The following is a 23,721-nucleotide window of genomic DNA, read 5'->3' as shown; positions in this document are numbered from 1 at the left end:
GATTATTCAGTCTCCTCACTAACATCTTCATCTAGTTCTTGATTATCTAAAATTAAGGATGATTCAATTTTAATTGCTTCTCCATCTCGAATTAGGCGTAATTGCGCTTCTTGAGCATCATCACTACTACGCACATCCGCACCAAAACGGAAAATTGATTCATTAATACGAAAACGGTTACTATCATTACCAACAATAAAAAAGATCATACCCAACCGACGTAATCGATTTAATGCTGTTTTTACTTTATCAAATAATTTTTGACGATCTAAATCTGAACCTGTTGATCGTTGATTGACTAATTTGAGTAATTTACTTTCGTCGGCTAATGAAATAAGCTCTTCAAATAGTTCTTGTAGGGTAAAAATACCTTCATGTGCTAATCGTTCTGGGCTTAGGTATAAATAACAAAGCACTTTACCAACTAACATATCAAGCTCTGATAATACCGAACGAGGAATTAATGTTGTAGAACGAGGACGTAAGTAAAAAAAACCTTCCGGTGCTCGAATTAATTCAACATTATAGCGTTGATAAAATTGTTCAAGCTCAAGTTGAAAATCCATTAAAAAAGCATGATGATCAAGTTCATCAATACCAATATGTCGACCTGAACGTAGTAAACTATCAAGTTCAGGAAAAATCGGATTAGCTATCGCTTGAGCCAACTTAACTGGCATATATTTATCAATGGACGCCTGAGAGCTAGCTGCTATACGCCCCATAACTTCATCAAGATGATGTGCAGTTTGTTGTGTGTCTAAATCGTTAGTATCTATTGATGACATGTGCTTGTACCTTAGCTCCATAATCGTTAATAAGTTTCCATTCAGCAGAAATACCAAGTAAATCATCTTCGGCAATACCAAGGCGAATAGCTTGATCAATAAATAACCTTGCAATATCAAAATGCTGTTCACGAGGGAACTGAGCTAAATAGCCGCGAATGGTAATCCCCATATCAAGTGGTTTATTTTCTTGCTTAAATATCAATAAATTTTGTTCAATATGCGCAATAATATGTTCTTGAATTTCCTCAATCATTTCAAATTCAAGTTCTGATGGTAATTCGCCTGTAACTTCGGCATCATGTAAAGCTAATTCCTCATCACGCATATCAAGTAAACGCTCGGCATTAGCAAAAGTGAGCGACCAAGGCAAATCAAAATATCCTTGAATTGATTTGCGTAAACGTTGTGAAAATACACGGTTTTTATCTAAATCGATAGCGGTACGGATAAATTTATGAACGTGCCTATCATAACCTATCCAAAGATCTATTGCTTTTTGCCCCCAACCAATAATGCGATCAAGCTTACCTTGTAGATCCATAACCACATTGTTAATTTTATCAAGATCAGGATTAGCAAGTGTTGCATCTTGTATTAAAAGCAAACTAGCTTGTAATTTATCACCAGCTGCGGCTAACGTATCTTGTAGCTCACGCAATGTTTGGGATGTTTCAGTCAGTAACCCTTCACAACTGCTAATTGCTGCTTGCCAATCTTGACTTAATAGGGCAGAAATATTTTGTTTAACGTCAGCCTGTTGTTCATCCATAACACGTTGGGTAATATCAATACTGTCAAAAATTTCCGCAACCGAGTATTTTAATGGTGCAAAGACATTTCGATGCCAATGTAAATCATCACCACCTTCGACTGCAGCATCTGCGGCACGCTTCAATTCTTGTGCAACGATAGACAACTGAATAGATAAGCGCAGCGTCGAAAATTCACGTTGGCGGATATAATAATCAGAAATACCTATTCCTAATGGTGTTAAGCGGTAAATAGAAAAACCATCAGTCATATCACTTGTAAATCGAGTAATGAATCGCTGACGCACTAAATCGTTAATTGCATTATTGGCTCGGACAGTGATGGTATCTTCACTTTGTTCAAAAATTAGCGAAACATGCCTAAAAGCGTCAATTAATTCAGATTCGGTCATTTCACCATCAAAGCGTTCGCTATTTAATACGGCAATGGCCAATAAAAAAGCTAACCTTTCAACCGGTAATGTGATCGAAAAATCATTTTTTTTTGCCCAAGAGACCAGTTCCGGCACTGATTGGGAAAAATCAATCATAAAAGTTCCTTAATTCAAGGAGAACAAAATAGAAACATTCCACAGAACATCCATTATTCACGGCATAGAAAAAAATAACGTCAATTATATAACAATATAGAGTAAATTTGTAATGGAATTCTAAGAAAGAATTAAAATGATATCATTTAGATGATTACTCGTTATATTTAAATTTATAATAATATTAATTAATAAATATCATTAAAATTAATTAAAATATTATTTCTTGAATAAAAAACAGATTCCCCACTCGCACTGATGTCTATTTATGCTAAAATCAACAAACTCTATATAAACTAACATAAGGATGTAACAAAATGCATATCGGTATACCTAGAGAACGGTTAGCCAATGAAGCTAGAGTTGCAGCAACTCCCCAAACTGTTGGACAACTGTTAAAACTTGGTTTTACAGTTTCTGTAGAACAAGGCGCTGGACATGCGGCTCATTTTGAAGACCAAGCTTTTATTGAGGCTGGAGCAACAATCCAAAATACTCAAGATATTTGGCAAAATGATTTAATTTTGAAATTTCATGCACCAACTGATGATGAAATCGCATTAATGAAAGAGGGATTAACGCTCATCAGTTATATTTATCCTGCCCAACACAAAGATCTATTAGAAAAATTAGCAGCTAAAAATATTACTGTAATGGCGATGGATTGTGTTCCACGTATTTCGCGTGCACAATCTTTAGATGCACTTAGTTCAATGTCTAATATTGCTGGTTATCGTTCAGTTATTGAAGCCGCAAATCAATTTGGTCGATTCTTTACAGGACAAGTTACTGCAGCAGGTAAAGTACCTCCTGCAAAAGTGTTAGTTATTGGCGCGGGTGTTGCGGGCCTTGCAGCAATTGGGGCGGCAGTAAGTTTAGGCGCTATTGTTCGCGCATTCGACACTCGTCCTGAAGTTGCTGAACAAATTAATAGTATGGGTGCCGACTTTTTAGAATTAGATTTCGAAGAAGAAGCTGGTTCTGGTGATGGCTACGCTAAGCAAATGTCTGCTGCCTTTATTGAAGCTGAAATGGCATTATTTGCTGAACAAGCTAAAGATGTAGATATCATTATTACCACAGCTTTGATCCCCGGTAAACCTGCACCAAAACTGATCTCTAAAGAGATGGTAGAATCAATGAAGCCGGGCAGTGTTATTGTCGATTTAGCCGCATTAACAGGTGGTAACTGTGAGTTAACCAAACCTGGCGAAGTTTTCGAAACTGAGAATAATGTAAAAATTGTTGGTTATACTGATTTAGCTAATCGTATGCCTGCTCAAGCATCTCAGCTTTATGGTACAAATATTGTTAACCTATTAAAATTGCTTGCTAAAGAAAAAGACGGCAATATTGATATCAACTTTGAAGATGTTGTTATTCGTGGCGTAACCGTGGTTAAAGAGAAAGAAATCACTTGGCCAGCACCACCAATTCAAGTATCAGCACAACCGCAGAAAAAAACTTCTGAGCCAATTGCTAAACCTGAACCAAAACCAATGGATCCACGTAAAAAATATGGAATTTTTGCATTAGCCGTTCTAGCCTATTTCTGGCTTGCAAATTCTGTACCTGAAAGCTTTTTAGGGCATTTCACTGTTTTTGCTTTATCTTGTGTGGTTGGTTATTACGTTGTATGGAATGTTACGCACTCTCTACATACTCCACTGATGTCAGTAACTAATGCAATTTCTGGTATTATTTTAGTCGGAGCAATATTGCAAATCGGTGATGACAACGGTCTAAGTACAGCAATTGCCTTTGTTGCTATTTTAATCGCTAGTATTAATATTTTTGGCGGATTCTTTGTTACTCAAAGAATGTTGAAAATGTTTCAACGTGACAAGTAAGGGAGGGAATAAACCATGAGTAATGGAATCATTCAAGCAGCCTATGTTATTGCTGCATTACTTTTTATCTTTAGTTTACGTGGTCTTTCTAACCAAGAATCAGCCAAATCAGGAAATATCTACGGTATGATTGGTATGGCTATTGCACTTATTGCAGCAGTAGCTAGTATCAAGGGTGGATTACACTGGATCGTAATCGCAATGATTATTGGTGCAACAATTGGGTTATACCTTGCTAAGAAAGTCGAAATGACGCAAATGCCAGAACTTGTTGCGCTACTACATAGCTTTGTTGGTATGGCTGCTGTACTTGTTGGTTTAAATAGCTTTTTAGACTTAAACAATCATTCACAACTATTTCATGGTAGTGAGCTTACTGTACATTTAGTCGAAATTTTTGTGGGTGTATTTATTGGGGCTGTAACTTTCTCAGGTTCTGTTGTTGCATTCGGTAAATTAAATGGTCGCATTAGCTCTAAACCGCTTTCTATTCCAAATAAACATTATTGGAATCTAGCTGCGATTGTTGTTTCGATCATATTAATGTATACCTTCATTGAAGTAGAAAAAGGAACAGGTGCACTCCTTAGTCTATTAATTATGGCGATAATTGCATTTGTATTTGGCTTCCATCTTGTTGCCTCAATTGGTGGTGCTGATATGCCAGTAGTAATCTCAATGCTAAACTCTTATTCTGGTTGGGCAGCAGCAGCAGCTGGCTTTATGTTAGGTAACGATCTCTTAATTGTAACAGGCGCATTAGTTGGTTCATCAGGTGCAATTCTTTCATATATTATGTGTAAAGCGATGAACCGCTCATTTATTAGTGTTATTGCTGGTGGGTTTGGTAGTGATGGTAGTTCAACAAGTTCATCTGATGAAGAACAAGGTGAATACCGCGAAATGCAACCATCGGAAGTAGCTCAAACATTAAAAGAAGCTCGTTCTGTTATCATCGTTCCTGGGTATGGTATGGCTGTTGCTCAAGCTCAAGGTGCTGTAAGTAATATTACTGAAAAACTACGTGGCATGGGTATTGAAGTTAGATTTGGCATTCACCCAGTGGCAGGACGTTTACCTGGGCATATGAATGTATTATTAGCTGAAGCGAAAGTCCCTTATGATATTGTATTAGAAATGGATGAAATCAACGATGACTTCCCTGATACTGATGTGGTTTGGGTAATTGGAGCTAACGATACTGTTAACCCAGCGGCAGAAGAAGATCCTAATAGCCCAATAGCTGGCATGCCTGTTCTTGAAGTTTGGAAAGCAAAGACTGTTATTATTTCTAAACGCTCAATGAATACTGGTTATGCAGGCGTACAAAATCCACTATTCTTTAAAGAAAATAGCTATATGTTATTTGGTGATGCTAAAGATAGTGTTGAAAAAGTACTACAAAGTCTTTAATGATTAATTCATAAAATATACTGTGGTTTTGCCACAGTATATTTTTAAAATAGGCGCTAATTTAAATTTGATTTAGCTAAAAAATCGATTATTCGATCCGTTATTTCACGGTGTATCTCTGTCCTTGTGCGATTACCGCCATCTTTACAAATGATTGATTCTCCTTTAGCCTCTTGCTCTAAAATATCTATAGCATCTGATTTACAAATTTGTATGAAAGTAAAATGCATTGCATCAGGAATAACAATATAAGTTGATAATGATTTTGAAAGAAACTGTTGTAAATAACCAGATTCAAGCTCTACATTCATATCACCAACATCAATACCAGCACCAATGATTAAAGAAGGAACAGTAATATTTTTCAAACTATCTGCGGTAAATCCTCTAACTAATCCCGCATCTAAAGAAATAAATGACTTTATTCTCGGATCTGACATGTTTTTATTTAATTGTGAGTTATCTAGTCCAAGTTCACTCACTAACTGGCAAGCTTTTAAATGTGAATGTATAGTGCAATCTTGTTTAAAAAGATCTGTATCAAACCTTGCTCCGGCAAGTGCAGCTACTGTCCAACCGCCAAGGGAATGTCCAATAGATGAAATTTTGTTCATATCAATATGGTTTGCTAAAATTTCATCTATTTGTAATGCATCAATAGTTTTACTTAGATCTTGAGGACGTAACCACAATTTACTAGATTGAGTAATATTTTTATTAAAATAAGTAGTTCCAGGATGATTAGGTGCAGCAACAATATATCCCTTATCTGCTAGTTCATAAGCAAGCCAATTTAAACTTTGCCAACTTCCTCCATAACCATGTGAAATAACAATTAAAGGATGTTTATGATAATTTGAAAGAGGTGCAGCATTAGGAATAACTTTAGAACCATAAAAAACGGCGTTGTCACCAATAGCTACTGCTCTTTGTTGATTATTTGTCGGATACCATATTGCAATATTTAAAGGTCTACTGTCTTCTTTGCTATAATAGATTTCCTTAAAGCCTACATTTGAATAAGCATAGTTGAAAAAGGGAAAAGACAAAATAAGCGAATAAAGCAAAAAGTATAGTTTAGTCATTAAATTAATTCCTATTTAACAATGTTTCTCTTTTTTACGGCTATAGTGTAAATAATAAATAGAAAAAATCAGTAATTATTAGATATTTTTATTGGAAATAATTAATTGCTAAATAGTATGAAACTTTAATATTACGACCAAATTAGAATTTCAAGATTAGATTTGGAAATTATAATGATTAATGACTATCTTTTTTGATTTGTTCCTTATGGTATAGATAATAAGCTCCACGAGATACCATCCGTAATTGAAAAATAAGATCTTCAATTAATTTTTGTCTTTGTACTGTGTCAAAATCAATTGCTTCAGCTCCTGCATTAAAAGCAATAGTTACCATTGCTTCTGCTTGAGCTTCATTGTAATGGTGAGGCATCTGGTTAGCATTATCAAGATAATCAACAAGCTCTACAATAAAGTGTTGAATCTCTCTAGCTATAGCAGAGCGAAAAGCCGATGATGTACCGGCTTTTTCACGAAGAAGTAACAAAAATACTTTAGGATTTTTATCGATAAACTCGATAAACGTAGTAACAGATGTTCTTAGTACACTACCGCCTTTTTCAATACGCTTACGTGCTTGGCGCAACAATTGACGAAGAGTTAAACCACTTTCGTCAACCATGGCCAAACCTAATTCATCCATATCACGAAAATGGCGATAAAACGAAGTTGCCGCAATACCAGCCTCACGGGCAACTTCTCGTAAACTTAAACTATTAAAACCTTGCTCTGCATTAAGTTGATTAAATGCCGCCTCAATTAACGTACGGCGAGTTCTTTCTTTTTGTTGAGCGCGAATACCTATGCCTGTCTTGATATTTTTCATTTAATAGCTCAATCCTAATCGTTTAGATGTAACCTAACATTAATTTGCTACTTTTAACAATCGCTCTTTTTCAGCAAGTACTTTCGGCATATGCTCTCGAATAGTTTTAGCTATTGTTTCATAACGAGAACGTAGTGGCGATCCAGGACGATAAATCAAAGTAATACTACGCGAAGGTACCGGATCTGAACATGGAATATAACAAATATTATCACGAATCCTCTCATTAGGAGCAGCAAGTTCTGGAAATAAAGTAATACCTCGACCTGCAGCAATCATACTTCGAAGCGTTTCAAGGCTAGTTGCTTTGAACTGCTTATCTTCATCAATACCAACTTGGAAACAATATCCCATAGCATGATCACGTAAACAGTGTCCATCTTCTAACATTAAGAATTTTTGCCCTTTTAAATTAGATAATTTAATAGTTTTTTTACTAGCTAATTCGTTACCAGCAGGAACAGCTAAAAACATAGGTTCTTCAAATAATGGCAGTTCAATAAATTGTGTTGTTTCTTTAACTTGTGCAACAATAGCACAGTCAAGTTTACCACTTTCAAGCTGAGCAACAATGCTAGCAGTTTGAGCTTCATGTAAATAAAGTTCTAATTGAGGGAACGACTCATGTAAAACACTAATAACATGAGGCAAAAGGTAAGGTGCTATAGTAGGAATTAAGCCGATATGCATTGGCCCAGACATTTCTTCACCTTGGCGACTTGCCATCTCTTTTAGAATTTGAATATTCCGTAAAATTTCTTTCGCTTGTTCAACTAACATCATACCCGTTTGAGTAAATAATACTTTGCGGCTAGTACGTTCTAATAACATTACGCCTAATTCATCTTCTAACTTTCTAATTTGACCACTAAGAGTTGGCTGACTCACATTGCACGCATCTGCAGCTTTGCGAAAATGACGAAATTCAGCTAACGAAACAAAATATTCCAAATCACGAATATTCATAACATCCCCAATAGGTTATTAGTTAATAGTATATACTCATATAACTTTCAGTGTAATATAACAAATAGTATTTAAGAAATACAAAAAATTTCTTAAATTATAATACGTTATAAAGTACATTCTGTGAAACAAAAACAAATAAATAAAAGTTTTGAGTATGAGTTTATTTAATTTTAATCAGTTAATTAAAATACTTTAACTAGAGCAAAACAAAATTTTTCGCTTTTAATTAAATACTGCTAATATGACTATTGTTGATAATTATATTAAAAAAATCAAATATAATATTTGATCCATTTAATAAATTTATAATTTTATTAAATCAATAAACGCCGTTTTCAAGAAACATGGAAAATTATTGGCAATTACGATATAATCGCACGCTACACTAGAATTAAGCCAAAAACACTTTTTGAGGTGCACTATTTTTAAACAAGTATCACGTTTTTATCAAAAAATTTTTCGCCATGAAAAAAACAAAAAACAACAAAAAATTGGCTATGTGTCCATTTCACGTAATGAACATAATATATCCCGTAACGATATTAGTGCGAATGCATTAAAGGTCCTCCATCGATTAAACAAGCAAGGATACGAAGCTTATTTAGTTGGGGGATGTATCAGAGATCTCATGTTAGGTAAAATACCGAAGGACTTTGATATCACAACTAATGCGACACCAGAACAAATTCAAAAAATATTCCGTAATTGTCGCTTGGTAGGAAGACGATTCCGTCTTGCCCATATTATGTTCGGTAAAGAAATTATTGAAGTAGCTACCTTTCGAGGTGATCATAACAACCAAGATGGGCAAAACAATGTTGCTAAACGTTCTCAATCAGGAATGTTAATCCGTGATAATGTTTACGGAACCATTGAGCAAGATGCAATTCGTCGAGATTTTACTATGAATGCACTTTATTACAATGTAAAAGACTTTACATTGCGTGATTATTGCGGAGGGTTAAAAGATTTACAAAAAGGCATTATTCGATTAATTGGCGATCCACAAACACGTTATCAAGAAGATCCTGTTAGGATGCTAAGAACAGTCCGTTTTGCAGCAAAACTTAATATGCAAATTGAGCCAACCACAGCTGAGCCAATCAAATACTTGGCATCATTATTAAAAAATATTCCATCAGCTCGGCTTTTTGATGAAACCCTTAAACTGTTACAAACAGGAAATGGCTACAAAACTTATAAGTTATTAAGAGAATATCATCTGTTTGAACAACTATTTCCCATTATTACGCGTTTATTTACCAATAACACTAACAGTCGTTTAGAACAAATCATCGAACAAGCCTTAAAAAATACTGATTATCGTATTGCTAATAACAAACGAGTCAATCCTGCATTTTTATTTGCAACTTTTTTTTGGTACCCTATTATTGAACAAGCTCAAGCAATGAGTGCCGAAAGTGGGCTGCCGTTTTATGATTCATTTTCAATGGCAATTAACGAAGTGCTAAGCGAACAATGTAAAATTATTGCTATACCTAGACGATTAACTACTGTAATGGGTGACATTTGGCGTTTACAGTTGCGTATGAAGAAACGAGATGGTAAACGTGCATTTGCTATTTTGGAGCACCCTAAATTTAGAGCTGCTTATGATCTTTTAGAAATACGAGCTTCAATTGAAAAAGGCGAACTATTAGAATTAGCAAAATGGTGGGACGAGTTTCAATTTACTTCGATTGAAAAAAGAATAGTGATGGTAAAGCAGTTAAGTAAAATGAATAAACGCAAGAGCAGACGTTAATTTTTAATTCGCACTTTTATAAATAACAGCTATAATGCAGCAATTAAAATAATCATAATAACGTTTAGATCATTGATGAAAAAATTAGCGCCTTCTCTTATTGCAATAGTTATTACTATTTCCTTATATAACAACTCTAGTTATGCAATAGGTTTACCTAAAAATTCTATTAGCAATAATCCTCAATGTCTTATAGACGTTCCTAGGTTTGATCGCCCTTTAGTCAATGGAGATATAAACACCTTACCTGTAAATGTTGAAGCTAACCAATTAAAAGCATTCTATCCCAGTATTGCCATATACAACGGCGAAGTATTAATAGAACAAGGTAACCGTACAGTTCAAGCAGATAAAGTAACAATCGATACCCAAGATAACAATAATAGAATAGTAAAGTTAGAAGGCGATATTACTTATCAAGATAATTTAATACAAATGAAAGGCGATGTTGCATCAATGAATCTAAATAATAATGATGCCAATATGAGCCCAAGTCAATATCAACTTGTCAATAGACTTGGTCGCGGTAATGCCGATCAAATGAAATTCGAAAAAAATCGATATATTATTTTAAAAAATGGCAACTATACATCTTGCCCTGTCAATGATAGTACTTGGAACATCAAGGGAACAACTGTCATTCATGATAATGAAGAACAATTATTAGAAGTATGGAATGCCATATTTAGTATTGGCAAAGTCCCTGTTCTATATTCACCTTATTTACAATTACCAACTGGAGATAAACGTCGTTCAGGACTATTAATGCCTAATTTTAGCTATGATAGTATTGATGGTATTGATTTTTCAATACCAGTTTATTGGAACATTGCCCCCAATTACGATGCAACATTTACGCCTAGAGTCTTGCAAAAACGTGGAGTTCAATTACAAACAGAATTTCGCTATTTAAATGAATTAGGCTTAGGAACACTTGCATTTGACTGGCTACAACACGATAGTAAATATAGTGAGGATAGAAATAATCATACCAATGGTAACAATTATGATAACAATAGCCACCGTTGGTTATTCCATTGGAAAAATGAAGAATTAATTAATTATAATTGGCGTTTCTATGCTGATACAACTCGAGTTAGTGACAATCAGTATCTAACAAACCTAAATTCTAAATACGCATCCCAAACTGCAGGATATTTAACACAGTTTTATAAAATGGCTTATAATGACGAAAGTTGGGATGTTACTTTAGGCTATAGACATTTTCAACCATTTCATTCGGGGCTAAAAAACTCTCTTTATCAAACTGAACCACAACTGGATGTGAGTTATTACAATAATGATTTGGGACCATTCAAATTTAGAACATTTTCTCAAATATCTCGCTTTTTGACTTCTGGAGAAAATAAACCTAAGGCATGGCGGACTCATATTGAACCAACGCTAAATTATACCTTAACCAATTCTTGGTCATCGTTAACTTCAGAAGTAGGGTTTATGGCAACCCATTACAATCAAGATAATATTAAGAAAGAAATTGAACAATATAAATATTTAAACAAAAGCGTAAATCGTTTTTTACCCAAATTTAGTATTGATGGTAAAGTCATCTTTGAGCGTGACATACCTTTTATCGATGGTTATACACAAACCTTAGAACCTCGAATAAAATACATATATATTCCATATCGAAACCAGTCTAATATTAGCAACTATGACTCCACTATATTACAATCCGATTATATTGGTCTATTTAGAGATCAGCCCTATAGTGGTTTAGATAGGATTGCCTCAACCAATAAAATATCCACAGGGTTAACCACTCGATTCTATAATGAAAATAAGATTGAAAAATTTAACTTATCAATCGGGCAAATTACTTATTTTACTAAATCAAAAACGAGTGAACATAATAACGATTTAGACGAAAACTCTGATACAGGTAGCATCACTTGGGCATCTGATAATTTTTGGCGTATAAGTGATGATATAATCTTCCGAAGTGGCGTCCAATATGATACCAGAATTGATACAATTTCGTTAGCTAACACAATATTTGAATATCGCCCATCAGGCGATAAATTAATGCAATTATCTTATCGCTATGCAAACCGTAACTATATTGGCACTGTTGATAAAAATCCTTCTTATAGAGGCTATAAGCAAGATATTTCACAAGCAGGAATAATGACTACTTGGCCATTATCGCAAACCGTTAGTGCTGTTGGCTCATATTATTATGACGTTAAATTAGAGCAAACCACAGATAGCTTTGTTGGTTTACACTATAGTGATTGTTGTTGGGGAATGACGGTTCAATATGGTAGAAAGCTAACCGATTGGGACAATATTTCTCGAAAAAGTAAATATGAAAATAAACTGTCTGTTAATTTTGAACTAAAAGGGTTAGGTAATAATCGAGATACTAAAGCTAAAATGCTGAATTTTGGTAAATTACCATACACAACAGCATTTGAGTAAAATATTTCTTTAAATATAAATTATCGATAAATTTATTGCAGACTATCAATGCTGCAACAATAAAATGAGTTGAATCAATATGAAATTATTAAAACTATTTATCGCGTTAAGTCTAAGTTTCAGTTTGGGAATTATGACTCCATTATCTGCTAATGCAGCACCCAAGATTGTCGAAAAAGTTGCAGCAATTGTTAATAATAATGTCATTTTAGAGAGTGATGTTAATGATATGCTAAAAACAATTAAAGCAAGCACCGATTCTAAAAACCTACCTGATGATAAAGTGCTTAGAAAACAAATTATTGATCGTTTAATTATTGAAAATCTAATTTTACAGAAAGCAGCTAAAGCTAAAATTACGGTTAGTGATGATGAAGTAACCAATGCCATTGATAGAATTGCAGCAGAAAATGGTATGACCATCGATCAACTTCGAAGCAAACTGTCGACAATGGGAATCAGTTATAGCTCCTATCGCGAAAGAATCCACAATGACATGTTAATTGAAGAAACTCGAATGCACGAAGTAAAACCGAGAATCAAAGTTTCAGAAAAAGAAGTAGAAAATTTAGCAAAAAATATTGCTCGCCAACCAACTAACAATATTGATGTTAAAATTAGTCATATTTTGATTTCCATTCCGGAGAAAGCATCTAAACAACAAATTGATAGCGCTCTAAATAAAGCTCAAGATATTATCAATCGAGCTCAAAAAGGTGAAAATTTTGCTAAATTAGCCACTTCATATTCAAACGATGATCTTGCTTTAAAAGGTGGTAGTATGGGCTGGCATAAACTTAATGAATTACCTACACTCTTCGAAGAGCGTTTAATTCGCGCCCCAAAAGGTAGTATTATTGGCCCAATCCGTTCTGGCGTTGGTTTACACATTATAAAAGTTGATGATACTCGTTCAGAAGCGCCAAAAACCGTCACAATTCAAGAAGTTAATGCACGCCATATTTTGGTTAAAACAAACGTCCTAGTTACAGACAAAATTGCACAACAAAAACTAAACGATATTCGTAAATCAATTACTAGTGGTGTAACAACTTTTGAAGCTGCGGCTAAAGTAAATTCTGAAGATAGAGGAACAGCCGAAAAAGGCGGTAATTTGGGTTGGAATCGACCTGAGATTTATGATAATGGATTTAGAAATGGCTTAGCTCAGCTAAAAAAAGGTCAAATTAGTCAACCTGTAAAATCATCTTATGGTTGGCATTTAATTCAATTAATCGATACAAGACAAACAGATGGAACAAATGCAATGAAAAAGGATCAAGCTTATCGACTTATTTTTAATCGTAAGTTTTCTGAAGAAGCCCAAGCATGGATTCAAGAAATAAAAGGTGACGCATATATCAAAATTACGGGTGAAGATAAACATGAATAATCGTGTACATCAAGGACACTTTGCTCGTAAAAGATTTGGACAAAACTTTTTACATGATGATTACATTATCGAAAGTATTGTTGCAGCAATACAGCCTAAAAAGGACCAAGCTCTAGTTGAAATTGGTCCAGGGCTTGCAGCATTAACAGTACCTATAAGTAAATATGTTGATCATTTGACAGTTATAGAAATCGATAGAGATCTAGCGGGTAGATTAATTGAAAATCCAATTTTACGTAATAAACTAACTGTTTTAAAACAAGATGCTCTAACTTTTGACTTTAATCAATTGGCAGTTCAATTAAGAAAGCCACTGAGAGTATTTGGTAACTTACCCTATAATATCTCAACACCTTTGATGTTCCATTTATTTGAGCATGCAAATATTATTTCAGATATGCATTTTATGCTACAAAAGGAAGTAGTTACGCGGCTAGTAGCGGCTCCTAATAGCAAAAACTATGGCAGACTTAGTGTTATGGCACAATATTATTGTCAAATTATTCCTGTATTGGAAGTTCCTCCTACGTCTTTTAAGCCTGCACCAAAGGTAGATTCTGCGGTAGTTAAATTAATACCATATAAAGAGAAACCTTATCTAGTTAAGGATATAAAAATTCTTTCTCGATTAACTACAGAAGCATTTAATCAAAGACGAAAAACTATTCGCAATAGTCTAAGTAATATGTTTACTATAGAACAATTAACCGAATTAAATATAGATCCAAATTTACGTGCAGAAAACCTATCAGTACAACAATACTGTCAACTAGCAAACGCATGGAAATAAAACTATGGCAAATTTTCTCATTGGTGATATTCATGGATGTTATGATGAATTTATGCGATTGCTTGAAAAGGCTAAATTTTCGTCATCGGACACTTTATGGCTAACAGGGGATCTCGTTGCTAGAGGACCAAAATCACTAGAAGTTCTAAGATTTGTCAAACATAATAACGACCAAATTCGATTGGTATTGGGTAATCATGACCTACATTTATTATCTATTTACGCCAATGTAACACCTGCGAAAAAAAAAGATAATCTTGAAGACATCATTCATGCACCAGATTTTGATGAATTAATAAATTGGTTACGTAAGCAACCTTTGATTCAAATCGACGAATCATTAAAGCTAATTATGACTCATGCGGGTATTTCACCGCAATGGGATCTTAAAACATTGAAAAAATGTTCTCATGATTTAAACGTTATTTTATCTAGTGACTCTTATGTCCTATTCCTTGATAAAATGTATGGTAATTTTCCAGATGAATGGCAACCAGAATTACAAGGGTTAGATAGACTACGTTATATTGCTAATGCATTAACTCGTATGCGTTTTTGCTATGAGGACGGTCGGTTAGATTTCTATTATAAAAAATCACCTGAGCATGCACCATCAAAACTGAAACCTTGGTTTCTGTTACCGAGCAAAATCCCAAGCGAATATAGTATCGCTTTTGGACATTGGGCCGCACTAAATGGAAAAGGTACCCCCAAAAACATTTATGCACTTGATACAGGATGTTGCTGGGGAGGAAAACTAACATGCTTACGATTTGAAGATAAAAAATATTTTAAAAAGAAACTTATCGAAATAAAAAACTAGAATACCACTATGAAAAGGTCATTTATTATGTCTATTCTATCTGTTATTAAATCAATATGGAAAGTTATTAATTTTATTAGAGAAATATTTCTTAACTTAATTTTTCTCATTACTATCATCTTAATCTTCAGCTGCGTATCTTTAATCAAAGAAGCACAAAAACAAGAAATTATTCCACAATATGGAGCATTAGTTTTAGATATTGAAGGGACTATTGTTGATAATACACTTTACAGTGATGAAATCTATGCCTTACAAAATAAGATTTATGGCAAGAAAGTAAATACCTCTCGCGAAAACAATTTATTTGAATTAACGCAAAAAATAGCCCAAGCAACAACAGATCCGAATATTACAAGCATCGTTCTAAAATTAGATAATTTTACTGGCGCAGATATGAGTTCACTACAATATATCGGCAAATATTTGAAAAAATTTAGCGAAGCAAATAAACCCATTTATGCTTTCGGTTCAAATTTTAATCAAAGCCAATATTATCTAGCCAGTTATGCTAATAAAATATATTTAACCCCACTTGGTTCTGTTGGTGTATATGGGCTAGCTGCTAATAACCTATACTATAAATCCTTACTAGATAATTTAAAAATTAATACGCATGTTTTCAGGGTAGGAACTTATAAATCAGCTATTGAACCTTTTATTCGCAATGACATGTCTGAAGCAGCTAAAAGTAATACGACACGCTGGTTAACACTTATGTGGAATGATTATCTTAATGATATTTCTACACAAAGAAAAAAGGATGCTACACAATTAGTTCCAGCACCAAATATTATGTTAGAAAATTTAAAAGCAGCTAATGGTAACATGGCTCAATACGCTATTTCGAATGGACTAGTCGACGCTATTGCATCTAATTACCAATATGAATTAGAATTTAATAATAAACATGAAGTCAGTATCTATGATTATCAACTTAAATCAAAAAATAAAAAAACTGTTGGTAAAGACAACGGTCAAAAACCGCTTATCGCAGTTGTTTTCGTCAATGGTACCATTACTAATGGTGAAAATAATAGTAACATTGCTGGTAGCCAAGACATTGTTGAACAATTAAGAAATATTCGTAAAAACTTAAACAAACACAACATTCAAGCAGTTGTTTTACGAGTAAATAGTCCAGGAGGAAGCGTTGATGCCTCTGAAGCAATTCGTAGTGAACTAGAAGCATTACGCAGTTATCAAATTCCCGTTGTAATTTCTATGGGAGGGATGGCTGCGTCGGGTGGATACTGGATATCAACCGCATCAGACTATATAGTTGCAAGCCCAGATACGATTACTGGCTCTATCGGTATCTTCGGTATTATTCCAACATTTGAAAACTCTTTATCTCATATAGGAGTTTATAGTGATGGGGTAACAACCTCACCGTTAGCTGGTAATACCTCGACAAAAAATCTACCTGACGAAATGAGTCAACTAATTCAAATGAATATTGATAACGGTTATCAAACTTTTATTTCGTTAGTAGCAGAAGCAAGAAATATGACAACAGAGCAAGTTGATAAAATTGGACAAGGTCAAGTCTGGCTAGGTTCTGAAGCAAGTAAAATTGGACTTGTTGACAAACTAGGGGATTTTGATGACGCTATCGAAACTGCGGCAACATTAGCTAATTTAACTGACTATGAAATTGACTGGCAAAAACCACAAGGAAATTGGTTTAATGCATTTTATTTAGATATGTTAGCAGCGTTACCTAAATCAACAGCAGAAATATTTTTTGAACAGCTTCCAGAAGCAAAACAGCTTCAACAACATGTTTCTTTATGGCATCAGTTTCACGATCCACAAAATCGCTATATTTACTGCCTAAATTGTGCAGATGTCCATTAATAAACAATCATTATCTACCATTCCTGGTGGTAGATAATGATTTTTTTCTTAAATTTATAACTAATTGTTTCTATCTTTTAAACTATTTTTTCCTGATTGGAAAAAATAGCGCATATGCTCTAACGCTTCTTGAATATATTGATAATTCGGAGTTTCATTAATTTCACGATTATGCAAATCCATATAATGACTAATTCCTAATCTATTCACAAGATAAATATTATCATTTGTTTTCACTGCATAAGAGCTATAATTAGACATTAAAAGCCAGTTACGATTAGTTATTGGTTCAAATAAATCATAACCTGTTGAATAATCGCTTATATCATTTTTTACATACAAATAATGTTTCATTAAGGTAGGAACAACATCTTCATGACTAGTCATTTTAGTACGATTATTTTTAAGATTCTCTAACTCTTTTCCGCCAATAATAATAAAAGGTACCTTTGTTTGTGCATCAGTATAATTACCATTATGCCCCCAAAAACCGAGTTTATTGTCATTCATTTCTTGTGAATGATCACCGGTAATAATTATCAATGTATCATCTAATGTTCCTGTTTTTACAAGTTCATCGTAAATATTTTGCAATAGATAATCATCATAATAAACACTTTGCTTGTAACGATTAAAGATTGGTAACGGATCGGTATCATTATTTAAAGTCATATAATTAAGATCACCAATAGGTTTAAATTTCACTGAAAAATCATCAGGAAAGTCATAAGCATGAGGAGCATCATAAAATAAAAAAGAAAATGTCGGTCTAGAAGCATCGCGTAACTTATACCATTCAAGCCAATCATCAGTAATTTGTTTATCTCTACTAGATGCAGAGCCGTTTTTACTACTAATTCTTAAATTTTTGATAGTAACAAACGCAGTCCTATCAAATTCTGGAGCAGTAACTTTTGCTGAGGTAAAAATGCCAATATTATAGTTTTCTTGCTGTAATGTTGTGATAAATAGTGAAGGAATACTATTTCGTAAAAATGAATCCCAATATGTGCCAGGAATACCATAAAATAACCCAAAAATACCTGTTCGTGTTGCATTACCTGTTGAATAATGATTATCAAAAATCACACCATTATTTTGTTTCACAAAACGAAATGTATTCGGTGAAATTTCTTCACTAAACGTATCATATCTCCAAGAATCCAAAACAATAAACATAATATTCTTAGTTTTTTTATTTTCTGGATTGATCTCTAGCTGTTTTTTGGGGTAATCTACATTAGCATTGCTATTATCCTTGTTATACACAACTTTTCGTTGCCCTTTTTCATCAAAAAAACCCATGATTTTTTTTGACGTAAATGGTCGGTAAAGAGGTATATATTCTTTTACAACCATAATTGGCGAATAAGCGTAATAAAAAGCAATCATATGCACAACATGGCTAATTAAAAATGATCCAAAAAGAAATATTGTAGAAAATAAAACAATTCTTGACTTTTTATGCAATGCAGTTAATTTATTGTTAAGGTAATAGAGAATAAAATACTCCACACAAAATACAATAACAATAAGCATGAACATTAAAAAATAGGTAATTATCGAAAAATCGACAACCTGACCAGATAGGACCATCGATAAAACAGACTGGTTTACATGAAACCGGTACTGTTGAAATACAATCGTATCGACATATAACCCAATTTGAATAAAGCTAAATATTATAGCGAGAATAATATTACGAATAGACTGTTTGAACCAAAGAAAAGGTATACAAATAATCAAAAGTAATAGATAAGCCGAGAAAAAATGTCCCAATACAGCAAAAACAGAAAAGACAACACTGGGCCAATTAAACGATACCCCTGGAACAACAAAGAATCGAATTGCTAGTATTGATGAAATAAATAGATTAATTAAGACAAAATAGTATAATTTTTTCATAGTTTTCAGTAGATTATTGATTCGTTATAATAAGAATTATACTGTATTTTATATTAAAACATCTGTTCCGCTAAAATTTTTTAACAAACTAGTACTTAAAAAATACAATTCTAATAAATTAAAAAAAAGGACTCAATTTAGAGCCCTTTTATCTGATTAAAATGAAATTAACGACGATCTGCAAAAATTCTTAAAAGCATAATAAATAAGTTAATAAAATCAAGATAAAGTGTTAATGCACCTAAAATAACAAAGCGTCTAAACATATTAGGATCATCGTATGATAATTGTTCTCCAAAATCTTTTAGTTTCTGTGTATCATAGGCAGTTAATCCAGCAAAAATGAACACACCAATATAAGTTATCCCCCACATTAACGGTTCGCTTTTCATAAAGATATTAACTAAAGAGGCTATTACTATACCAATTAATCCCATAAACAAGAAACGGCCAAACCCTGATAAATCACGTTTTGTTGTATATCCGTAAAATGCCATCGCAGCAAACATCCCTGCTGTGATAAAAAATACACTTGCAATAGAAGAAGATGTATAAACAATAAAGTAGATTGAAAACGTACAACCATTTAAAACTGAATACAGCATAAACAATGTTGTTGCAGCAGCTCCAGATAAACGATTGATGAATCCTGAAATAACAAAAACTAATCCTAGTTCAGCAATCAATAATACCCACATACCTTGGTATAATAATTGCAAAAGTTTTACATTAGTAGATGCATACCATGCAACTAAAGCGGTTAATAGTAAACCAACAGTCATCCACCCATAAACATGACTCATATATGTTTGAATACGACTACCTGATTGTTCAATGACTGAACCATTAGGTGAATAATTTTTCATTAATTACCTCTCATTAAAAAGAATGATATAACTTTATATCATTATATCTTAAATAAATACTAATACCATTTTTTCAATGCTTCTTTATCTGTTTTTTTTGCTTCAACCCACCTTTCTCCTTGTATCGTTTGTTCTTTCTTCCAAAAAGGTGCCTCGCTCTTTAATATATCCATTATGAACTCTGCTGCTGCAAACGCATCTGAACGATGTGCACTGCTTACTCCTACAAAGACAATCTGTTCATTTGTATTAATTTCGCCTATTCGATGAATTATTGCAATTCGACTTAATTGCCATCTTTCTCTAGCTTGATCGGCAATCTTGGCTAAAACTTTTTCAGTCATTCCTGCATAATGTTCTAAAAACAGGTTTATTGTTTGATTTTCAATACTACGAACTTTCCCCACAAAAGTAACAACGGCACCATCTTGTGGCAATTGTGAAAGCCAATCATTTAGCTTATTAATATCAATCGACTGCTCACTAACTTTAATAAAATCCATAATGTTATCCACCAGTTACAGGAGGAAAGAATGCAATCTCATCACCTTCTTGCACAATATAATTAAAATCAACCAATGTTTGATTTATAGCACATAGAACTGAACTTTCTTTGAACGCTAATAACCATTGATCACCACGTTTACTTAACTGTTCAATAAGGCAAGAAACGGAAAGTTGATTAGCATCTAACATAACACACTCAGCCCCAACTAATTCTCTAATTTGAGCAAAAAAAATAATTTTATTCATCTTCTATCTATTAAACCTTTTGGGCAATAAAGTCACCTGACTTACCACCACTTTTCGTCAACAATCTTACTTGTGAGATCACTATATCTCTTTGAACAGCTTTACACATATCATAAATAGTCAAGGCTGCAACAGATGCAGCAACCATTGCCTCCATTTCAACACCAGTTTGTCCATTCAAGCGACAAAATGATTGGACTTGAACACAATTTTTTATTTTATCTACTTCAATGTTAATTTCAATTTTACTTAAAAAAAGAGGATGACAAAGCGGAATAAGCTCCCAAGTCTTTTTAGCTGCTTGAATCCCAGCAATCCTTGCCGTTGCAAAAACATCGCCTTTATGATGTTTACCATCAATAATCATCTTCAGTGTTCCAGCATTCATTAAAACTAATGACTCAGCTCTTGCTTCTCGTGTTGTTATTAGTTTTTCTGAGACATCAACCATATAGGCTTCACCTCGCTGATTAATGTGCGAAAATGATTCACTCATCCTTTAATCCTTAACATTTTATTCATCATCAATTTTTACCAAGATAGCAAATTTTATTAATAGTTACTACTAATCCTTTTTAGGCTATTAATGTAATAAATATAGATGAATAAAAACTAGATTGTTTTTATAACTTTTGCGGGTTATGTAAAAACTGCGTACAATATAGTTTTATATAAATTATAATATCTGTGATTTTTTAATGCTTATCGCTCATATAGCCTTACCTGTACCACTTTACCAAATATTTGATTATCAATTAACTAAACCTGCTCAAGTTGGAATGCGGGTTAAAGTTCCTTTCGGTAAACGTGACGCAATAGGAATTATTGTTAATATTGACGAAAAAACCGAATTTGATATTAAAAGCTTAAAAACGATTACAGGTGTCATTGATACTGAACCAGTTTTTACACCTTCTATTTGGCGGTTATTAAACTGGGCTGCTAGTTATTACCATTATCCTATTGGCGAAGTTCTATTCCATTCTATACCTGTTTTATTACGACAAGGAAAAAAAGCAATCAAGGAAGAAATAAAACAATGGCAATTAACTAAACTGGGAAAAAATATTGATCTAGAATCGTTATCACGGACTCCGAAACAAAAATTATTATTATCATCATTCAGAAATAGTACTCTTTCAGAAAATGACGTAAGTAACACTATTTATAAAGAATTACAGAAAAAAGATCTGATAGAACAAGTAAGCTGCCAATTAGATAATATTCAATGGCAAACCAATTTTTCAACAAATACTAGTTCAATTCAGCTAAATAAAGAACAGGCCTATGCTATAGAAACAATCAACAAAAAAAACCATCAATTTGAAGTATTTTTATTAGAAGGAGTGACTGGCTCGGGTAAAACAGAAGTATATCTAAATATACTATCTAATATATTAGCTACAGGTAAACAAGCATTAGTACTAGTTCCAGAAATTGGATTAACACCACAAACTATTAAACGTTTTAAACAACGGTTCAATGCGCCAATTGATATTTTACATTCAGGATTAACGGATAAACAAAGACTAGCAGTTTGGCTAAGAAGTAAAAATGGAGAAAATGCTATAGTTGTCGGTACTCGCTCATCACTTTTTACTCCATTTAAAGACTTAGGTATGATTATTATTGATGAGGAACACGATAGCTCCTATAAACAACAAGAAGGTTGGCGCTATCACGCTCGAGATTTAGCAATTATTCAAGCTAAATTTAATAATATTCCAATTGTTTTAGGCTCTGCAACCCCATCGATTGAGACACTCAATAATGCACAAAAACACAAGTACCATTTATTACAATTAACTGAAAGAGCGGGTAATGCAACGCTTGCAAAACAGTCGATTTTAGATCTACGTGGGTTAGTACTTACTGCTGGTTTATCTCAACCGTTGATTGAGAAAATAAAAAAGCATTTATCTAATAATAATCAGGTCATGTTATTTTTAAATCGTAGAGGGTTTTCACCATTATTAATATGCCATGATTGTGGTTGGATTGCTGAATGCCCTCGTTGTGATAAACCCTATACATTACATCAAAAACAAAACAAACTTATATGCCATTATTGTGATACACCAAGAACAGTTCCCAATCAATGTCCAAAATGTGGTTCCACCCATTTAATACCAATTGGATTTGGAACAGAACAACTTGAACAACAGCTTGGGATCCTTTTTCCTAATATCAAGATTAGTCGCATTGATCGAGATACAGTGAGTAAAAAAGGTGCATTAGATAACTATTTACAAAGTATCCAACAAGGTGGTGCACACATTTTAGTTGGTACCCAAATTTTAGCTAAAGGGCACCACTTTCCTGATGTCACTTTAGTTGGAATTATCGATGTTGATGGTGCTTTATTTTCAAGTGACTTTCGAGCAACTGAGCGATTTGCTCAAATTTATACACAGGTATCAGGAAGAGCAGGCCGTGAAACTAAAACAGGGCAAGTTATTTTACAAACATACCATCCAAATCACCCTTTACTTAATGTTTTACTAACTGAAGGCTATCAAAAATTTGCCAAACTAACATTACAAGAAAGACAACATACCCAACTACCACCATTTAGTTACCAAACATTAATTCGTGCAGCAGATCGCAATAATCATTATGCTCCAGCTTTTTTACAACATATTTATGATTGGTTAAAACTACATTATGACCATACACTATGGCAACTTGGACCAATGCCAGAAAATCATCCCAAAAAAGCAGGATACTATCGTTGGCAATTACTGCTTCAACATACAAATAGACCACAATTACAGAAAATATTAGATCAACTATTAATGGAAATAAATAAATGGACTGAAACATCAAAAGTGAAATGGAGTATTGATGTAGATCCTATTGATAATTAGGATAGTATATTTCCACCAATATT

The 23,721-nt window shown here is 33.4% G+C and carries 19 protein-coding genes; 9 read left to right on the top strand and 10 right to left on the bottom strand.

Annotated features, from left to right (window positions below):
• Nucleotides 1-2: 2 nt before the first annotated feature.
• Both mukE and mukF read right to left on the bottom strand, forming a co-directional pair.
• On the bottom strand, nucleotides 3-725 hold the full coding sequence (gene mukE / locus GQ596_RS04905; RefSeq protein ID WP_160400637.1) for a chromosome partition protein MukE: 723 nt from the start codon (nucleotides 723-725) through the stop codon (nucleotides 3-5).
• Nucleotides 726-768: 43 nt separating this feature from the next.
• The gene (gene mukF / locus GQ596_RS04900) at nucleotides 769-2,091 is read right to left on the bottom strand and encodes a chromosome partition protein MukF (RefSeq protein WP_160400565.1); all 1,323 of its coding nucleotides are present in this window, start codon (nucleotides 2,089-2,091) and stop codon (nucleotides 769-771) included.
• A 317-nt stretch (nucleotides 2,092-2,408) separates the two neighbouring features.
• On the opposite strand from mukF, the gene pntA reads away from it, so the two are divergent.
• A complete protein-coding gene (gene pntA / locus GQ596_RS04895) occupies nucleotides 2,409-3,941 on the top strand; it encodes a Re/Si-specific NAD(P)(+) transhydrogenase subunit alpha (protein WP_160400564.1) in 1,533 nt (510 codons plus the stop codon).
• A gap of 15 nt (nucleotides 3,942-3,956) precedes the next feature.
• Nucleotides 3,957-5,354: a Re/Si-specific NAD(P)(+) transhydrogenase subunit beta gene (gene pntB / locus GQ596_RS04890; RefSeq protein ID WP_160400563.1), complete on the top strand. Its 1,398-nt coding sequence runs from the start codon at nucleotides 3,957-3,959 to the stop codon at nucleotides 5,352-5,354.
• 56 nt (nucleotides 5,355-5,410) lie between these two features.
• Here the strand turns inward: pntB and GQ596_RS04885 are convergent, their stop codons facing one another.
• The 3 genes from GQ596_RS04885 to oxyR form a co-directional block, all read right to left on the bottom strand.
• Nucleotides 5,411-6,439: an alpha/beta fold hydrolase gene (locus GQ596_RS04885; RefSeq protein ID WP_202113744.1), complete on the bottom strand. Its 1,029-nt coding sequence runs from the start codon at nucleotides 6,437-6,439 to the stop codon at nucleotides 5,411-5,413.
• A 178-nt stretch (nucleotides 6,440-6,617) separates the two neighbouring features.
• Complete coding sequence (gene fabR / locus GQ596_RS04880; RefSeq protein WP_160400635.1) at nucleotides 6,618-7,244, bottom strand: HTH-type transcriptional repressor FabR; 627 nt, start codon at nucleotides 7,242-7,244, stop codon at nucleotides 6,618-6,620.
• Nucleotides 7,245-7,304: 60 nt separating this feature from the next.
• Complete coding sequence (gene oxyR / locus GQ596_RS04875; protein ID WP_160400562.1) at nucleotides 7,305-8,231, bottom strand: DNA-binding transcriptional regulator OxyR; 927 nt, start codon at nucleotides 8,229-8,231, stop codon at nucleotides 7,305-7,307.
• A gap of 424 nt (nucleotides 8,232-8,655) precedes the next feature.
• Between oxyR and pcnB the strand changes: the two genes are divergently transcribed.
• The 6 genes from pcnB (at nucleotide 8,656) to sppA (ending at nucleotide 17,307) form a co-directional block, all read left to right on the top strand.
• Entirely contained in the window at nucleotides 8,656-9,999 is a 1,344-nt protein-coding gene (pcnB, locus tag GQ596_RS04870) for a polynucleotide adenylyltransferase PcnB (RefSeq protein WP_160400634.1), read from the top strand.
• A gap of 75 nt (nucleotides 10,000-10,074) precedes the next feature.
• Nucleotides 10,075-12,441: an LPS assembly protein LptD gene (gene lptD, locus GQ596_RS04865; RefSeq protein WP_160400561.1), complete on the top strand. Its 2,367-nt coding sequence runs from the start codon at nucleotides 10,075-10,077 to the stop codon at nucleotides 12,439-12,441.
• Between the two features lie 79 nt (nucleotides 12,442-12,520).
• Complete coding sequence (gene surA, locus GQ596_RS04860; protein WP_160400560.1) at nucleotides 12,521-13,834, top strand: peptidylprolyl isomerase SurA; 1,314 nt, start codon at nucleotides 12,521-12,523, stop codon at nucleotides 13,832-13,834.
• The gene (gene rsmA / locus GQ596_RS04855; protein WP_160400559.1) at nucleotides 13,827-14,624 is read left to right on the top strand and encodes a 16S rRNA (adenine(1518)-N(6)/adenine(1519)-N(6))-dimethyltransferase RsmA; all 798 of its coding nucleotides are present in this window, start codon (nucleotides 13,827-13,829) and stop codon (nucleotides 14,622-14,624) included. The genes surA and rsmA overlap by 8 nt, the downstream gene beginning before the upstream one ends.
• 4 nt (nucleotides 14,625-14,628) lie before the next feature.
• The gene (gene apaH / locus GQ596_RS04850) at nucleotides 14,629-15,447 is read left to right on the top strand and encodes a bis(5'-nucleosyl)-tetraphosphatase (symmetrical) ApaH (RefSeq protein ID WP_160400558.1); all 819 of its coding nucleotides are present in this window, start codon (nucleotides 14,629-14,631) and stop codon (nucleotides 15,445-15,447) included.
• Between the two features lie 27 nt (nucleotides 15,448-15,474).
• Nucleotides 15,475-17,307: a signal peptide peptidase SppA gene (gene sppA, locus GQ596_RS04845; protein WP_160400557.1), complete on the top strand. Its 1,833-nt coding sequence runs from the start codon at nucleotides 15,475-15,477 to the stop codon at nucleotides 17,305-17,307.
• 60 nt (nucleotides 17,308-17,367) lie between these two features.
• Here the strand turns inward: sppA and GQ596_RS04840 are convergent, their stop codons facing one another.
• The 5 genes from GQ596_RS04840 to moaC form a co-directional block, all read right to left on the bottom strand.
• Nucleotides 17,368-19,212: a sulfatase-like hydrolase/transferase gene (locus tag GQ596_RS04840; protein ID WP_160400556.1), complete on the bottom strand. Its 1,845-nt coding sequence runs from the start codon at nucleotides 19,210-19,212 to the stop codon at nucleotides 17,368-17,370.
• Between the two features lie 167 nt (nucleotides 19,213-19,379).
• Nucleotides 19,380-20,078, bottom strand: a complete 699-nt coding sequence (locus GQ596_RS04835; RefSeq protein ID WP_160400555.1) for a Bax inhibitor-1/YccA family protein — start codon at nucleotides 20,076-20,078, stop codon at nucleotides 19,380-19,382.
• 59 nt (nucleotides 20,079-20,137) lie between these two features.
• A complete protein-coding gene (gene moaE, locus GQ596_RS04830; RefSeq protein ID WP_160400554.1) occupies nucleotides 20,138-20,581 on the bottom strand; it encodes a molybdopterin synthase catalytic subunit MoaE in 444 nt (147 codons plus the stop codon).
• 4 nt (nucleotides 20,582-20,585) lie between these two features.
• Nucleotides 20,586-20,831 (bottom strand): molybdopterin synthase sulfur carrier subunit, encoded by a 246-nt coding sequence (gene moaD, locus GQ596_RS04825; protein WP_160400553.1) that lies wholly within the window; start codon nucleotides 20,829-20,831, stop codon nucleotides 20,586-20,588.
• A gap of 10 nt (nucleotides 20,832-20,841) precedes the next feature.
• Nucleotides 20,842-21,327, bottom strand: coding sequence for a cyclic pyranopterin monophosphate synthase MoaC (gene moaC / locus GQ596_RS04820; protein WP_160400552.1), 486 nt, complete (start codon nucleotides 21,325-21,327; stop codon nucleotides 20,842-20,844).
• A gap of 202 nt (nucleotides 21,328-21,529) precedes the next feature.
• Between moaC and priA the strand changes: the two genes are divergently transcribed.
• The gene (priA, locus tag GQ596_RS04815; protein ID WP_160400551.1) at nucleotides 21,530-23,698 is read left to right on the top strand and encodes a primosomal protein N'; all 2,169 of its coding nucleotides are present in this window, start codon (nucleotides 21,530-21,532) and stop codon (nucleotides 23,696-23,698) included.
• Nucleotides 23,699-23,721 lie beyond the last annotated feature (23 nt).

It is taken from the genome of Gilliamella sp. Pra-s60, assembly GCF_009795755.1.
Lineage (GTDB): Bacteria > Pseudomonadota > Gammaproteobacteria > Enterobacterales > Orbaceae > Gilliamella.
The sequence above is the reverse complement of the archived record's forward strand: the minus strand, read 5'-3'. Positions and strand labels throughout refer to the sequence as shown.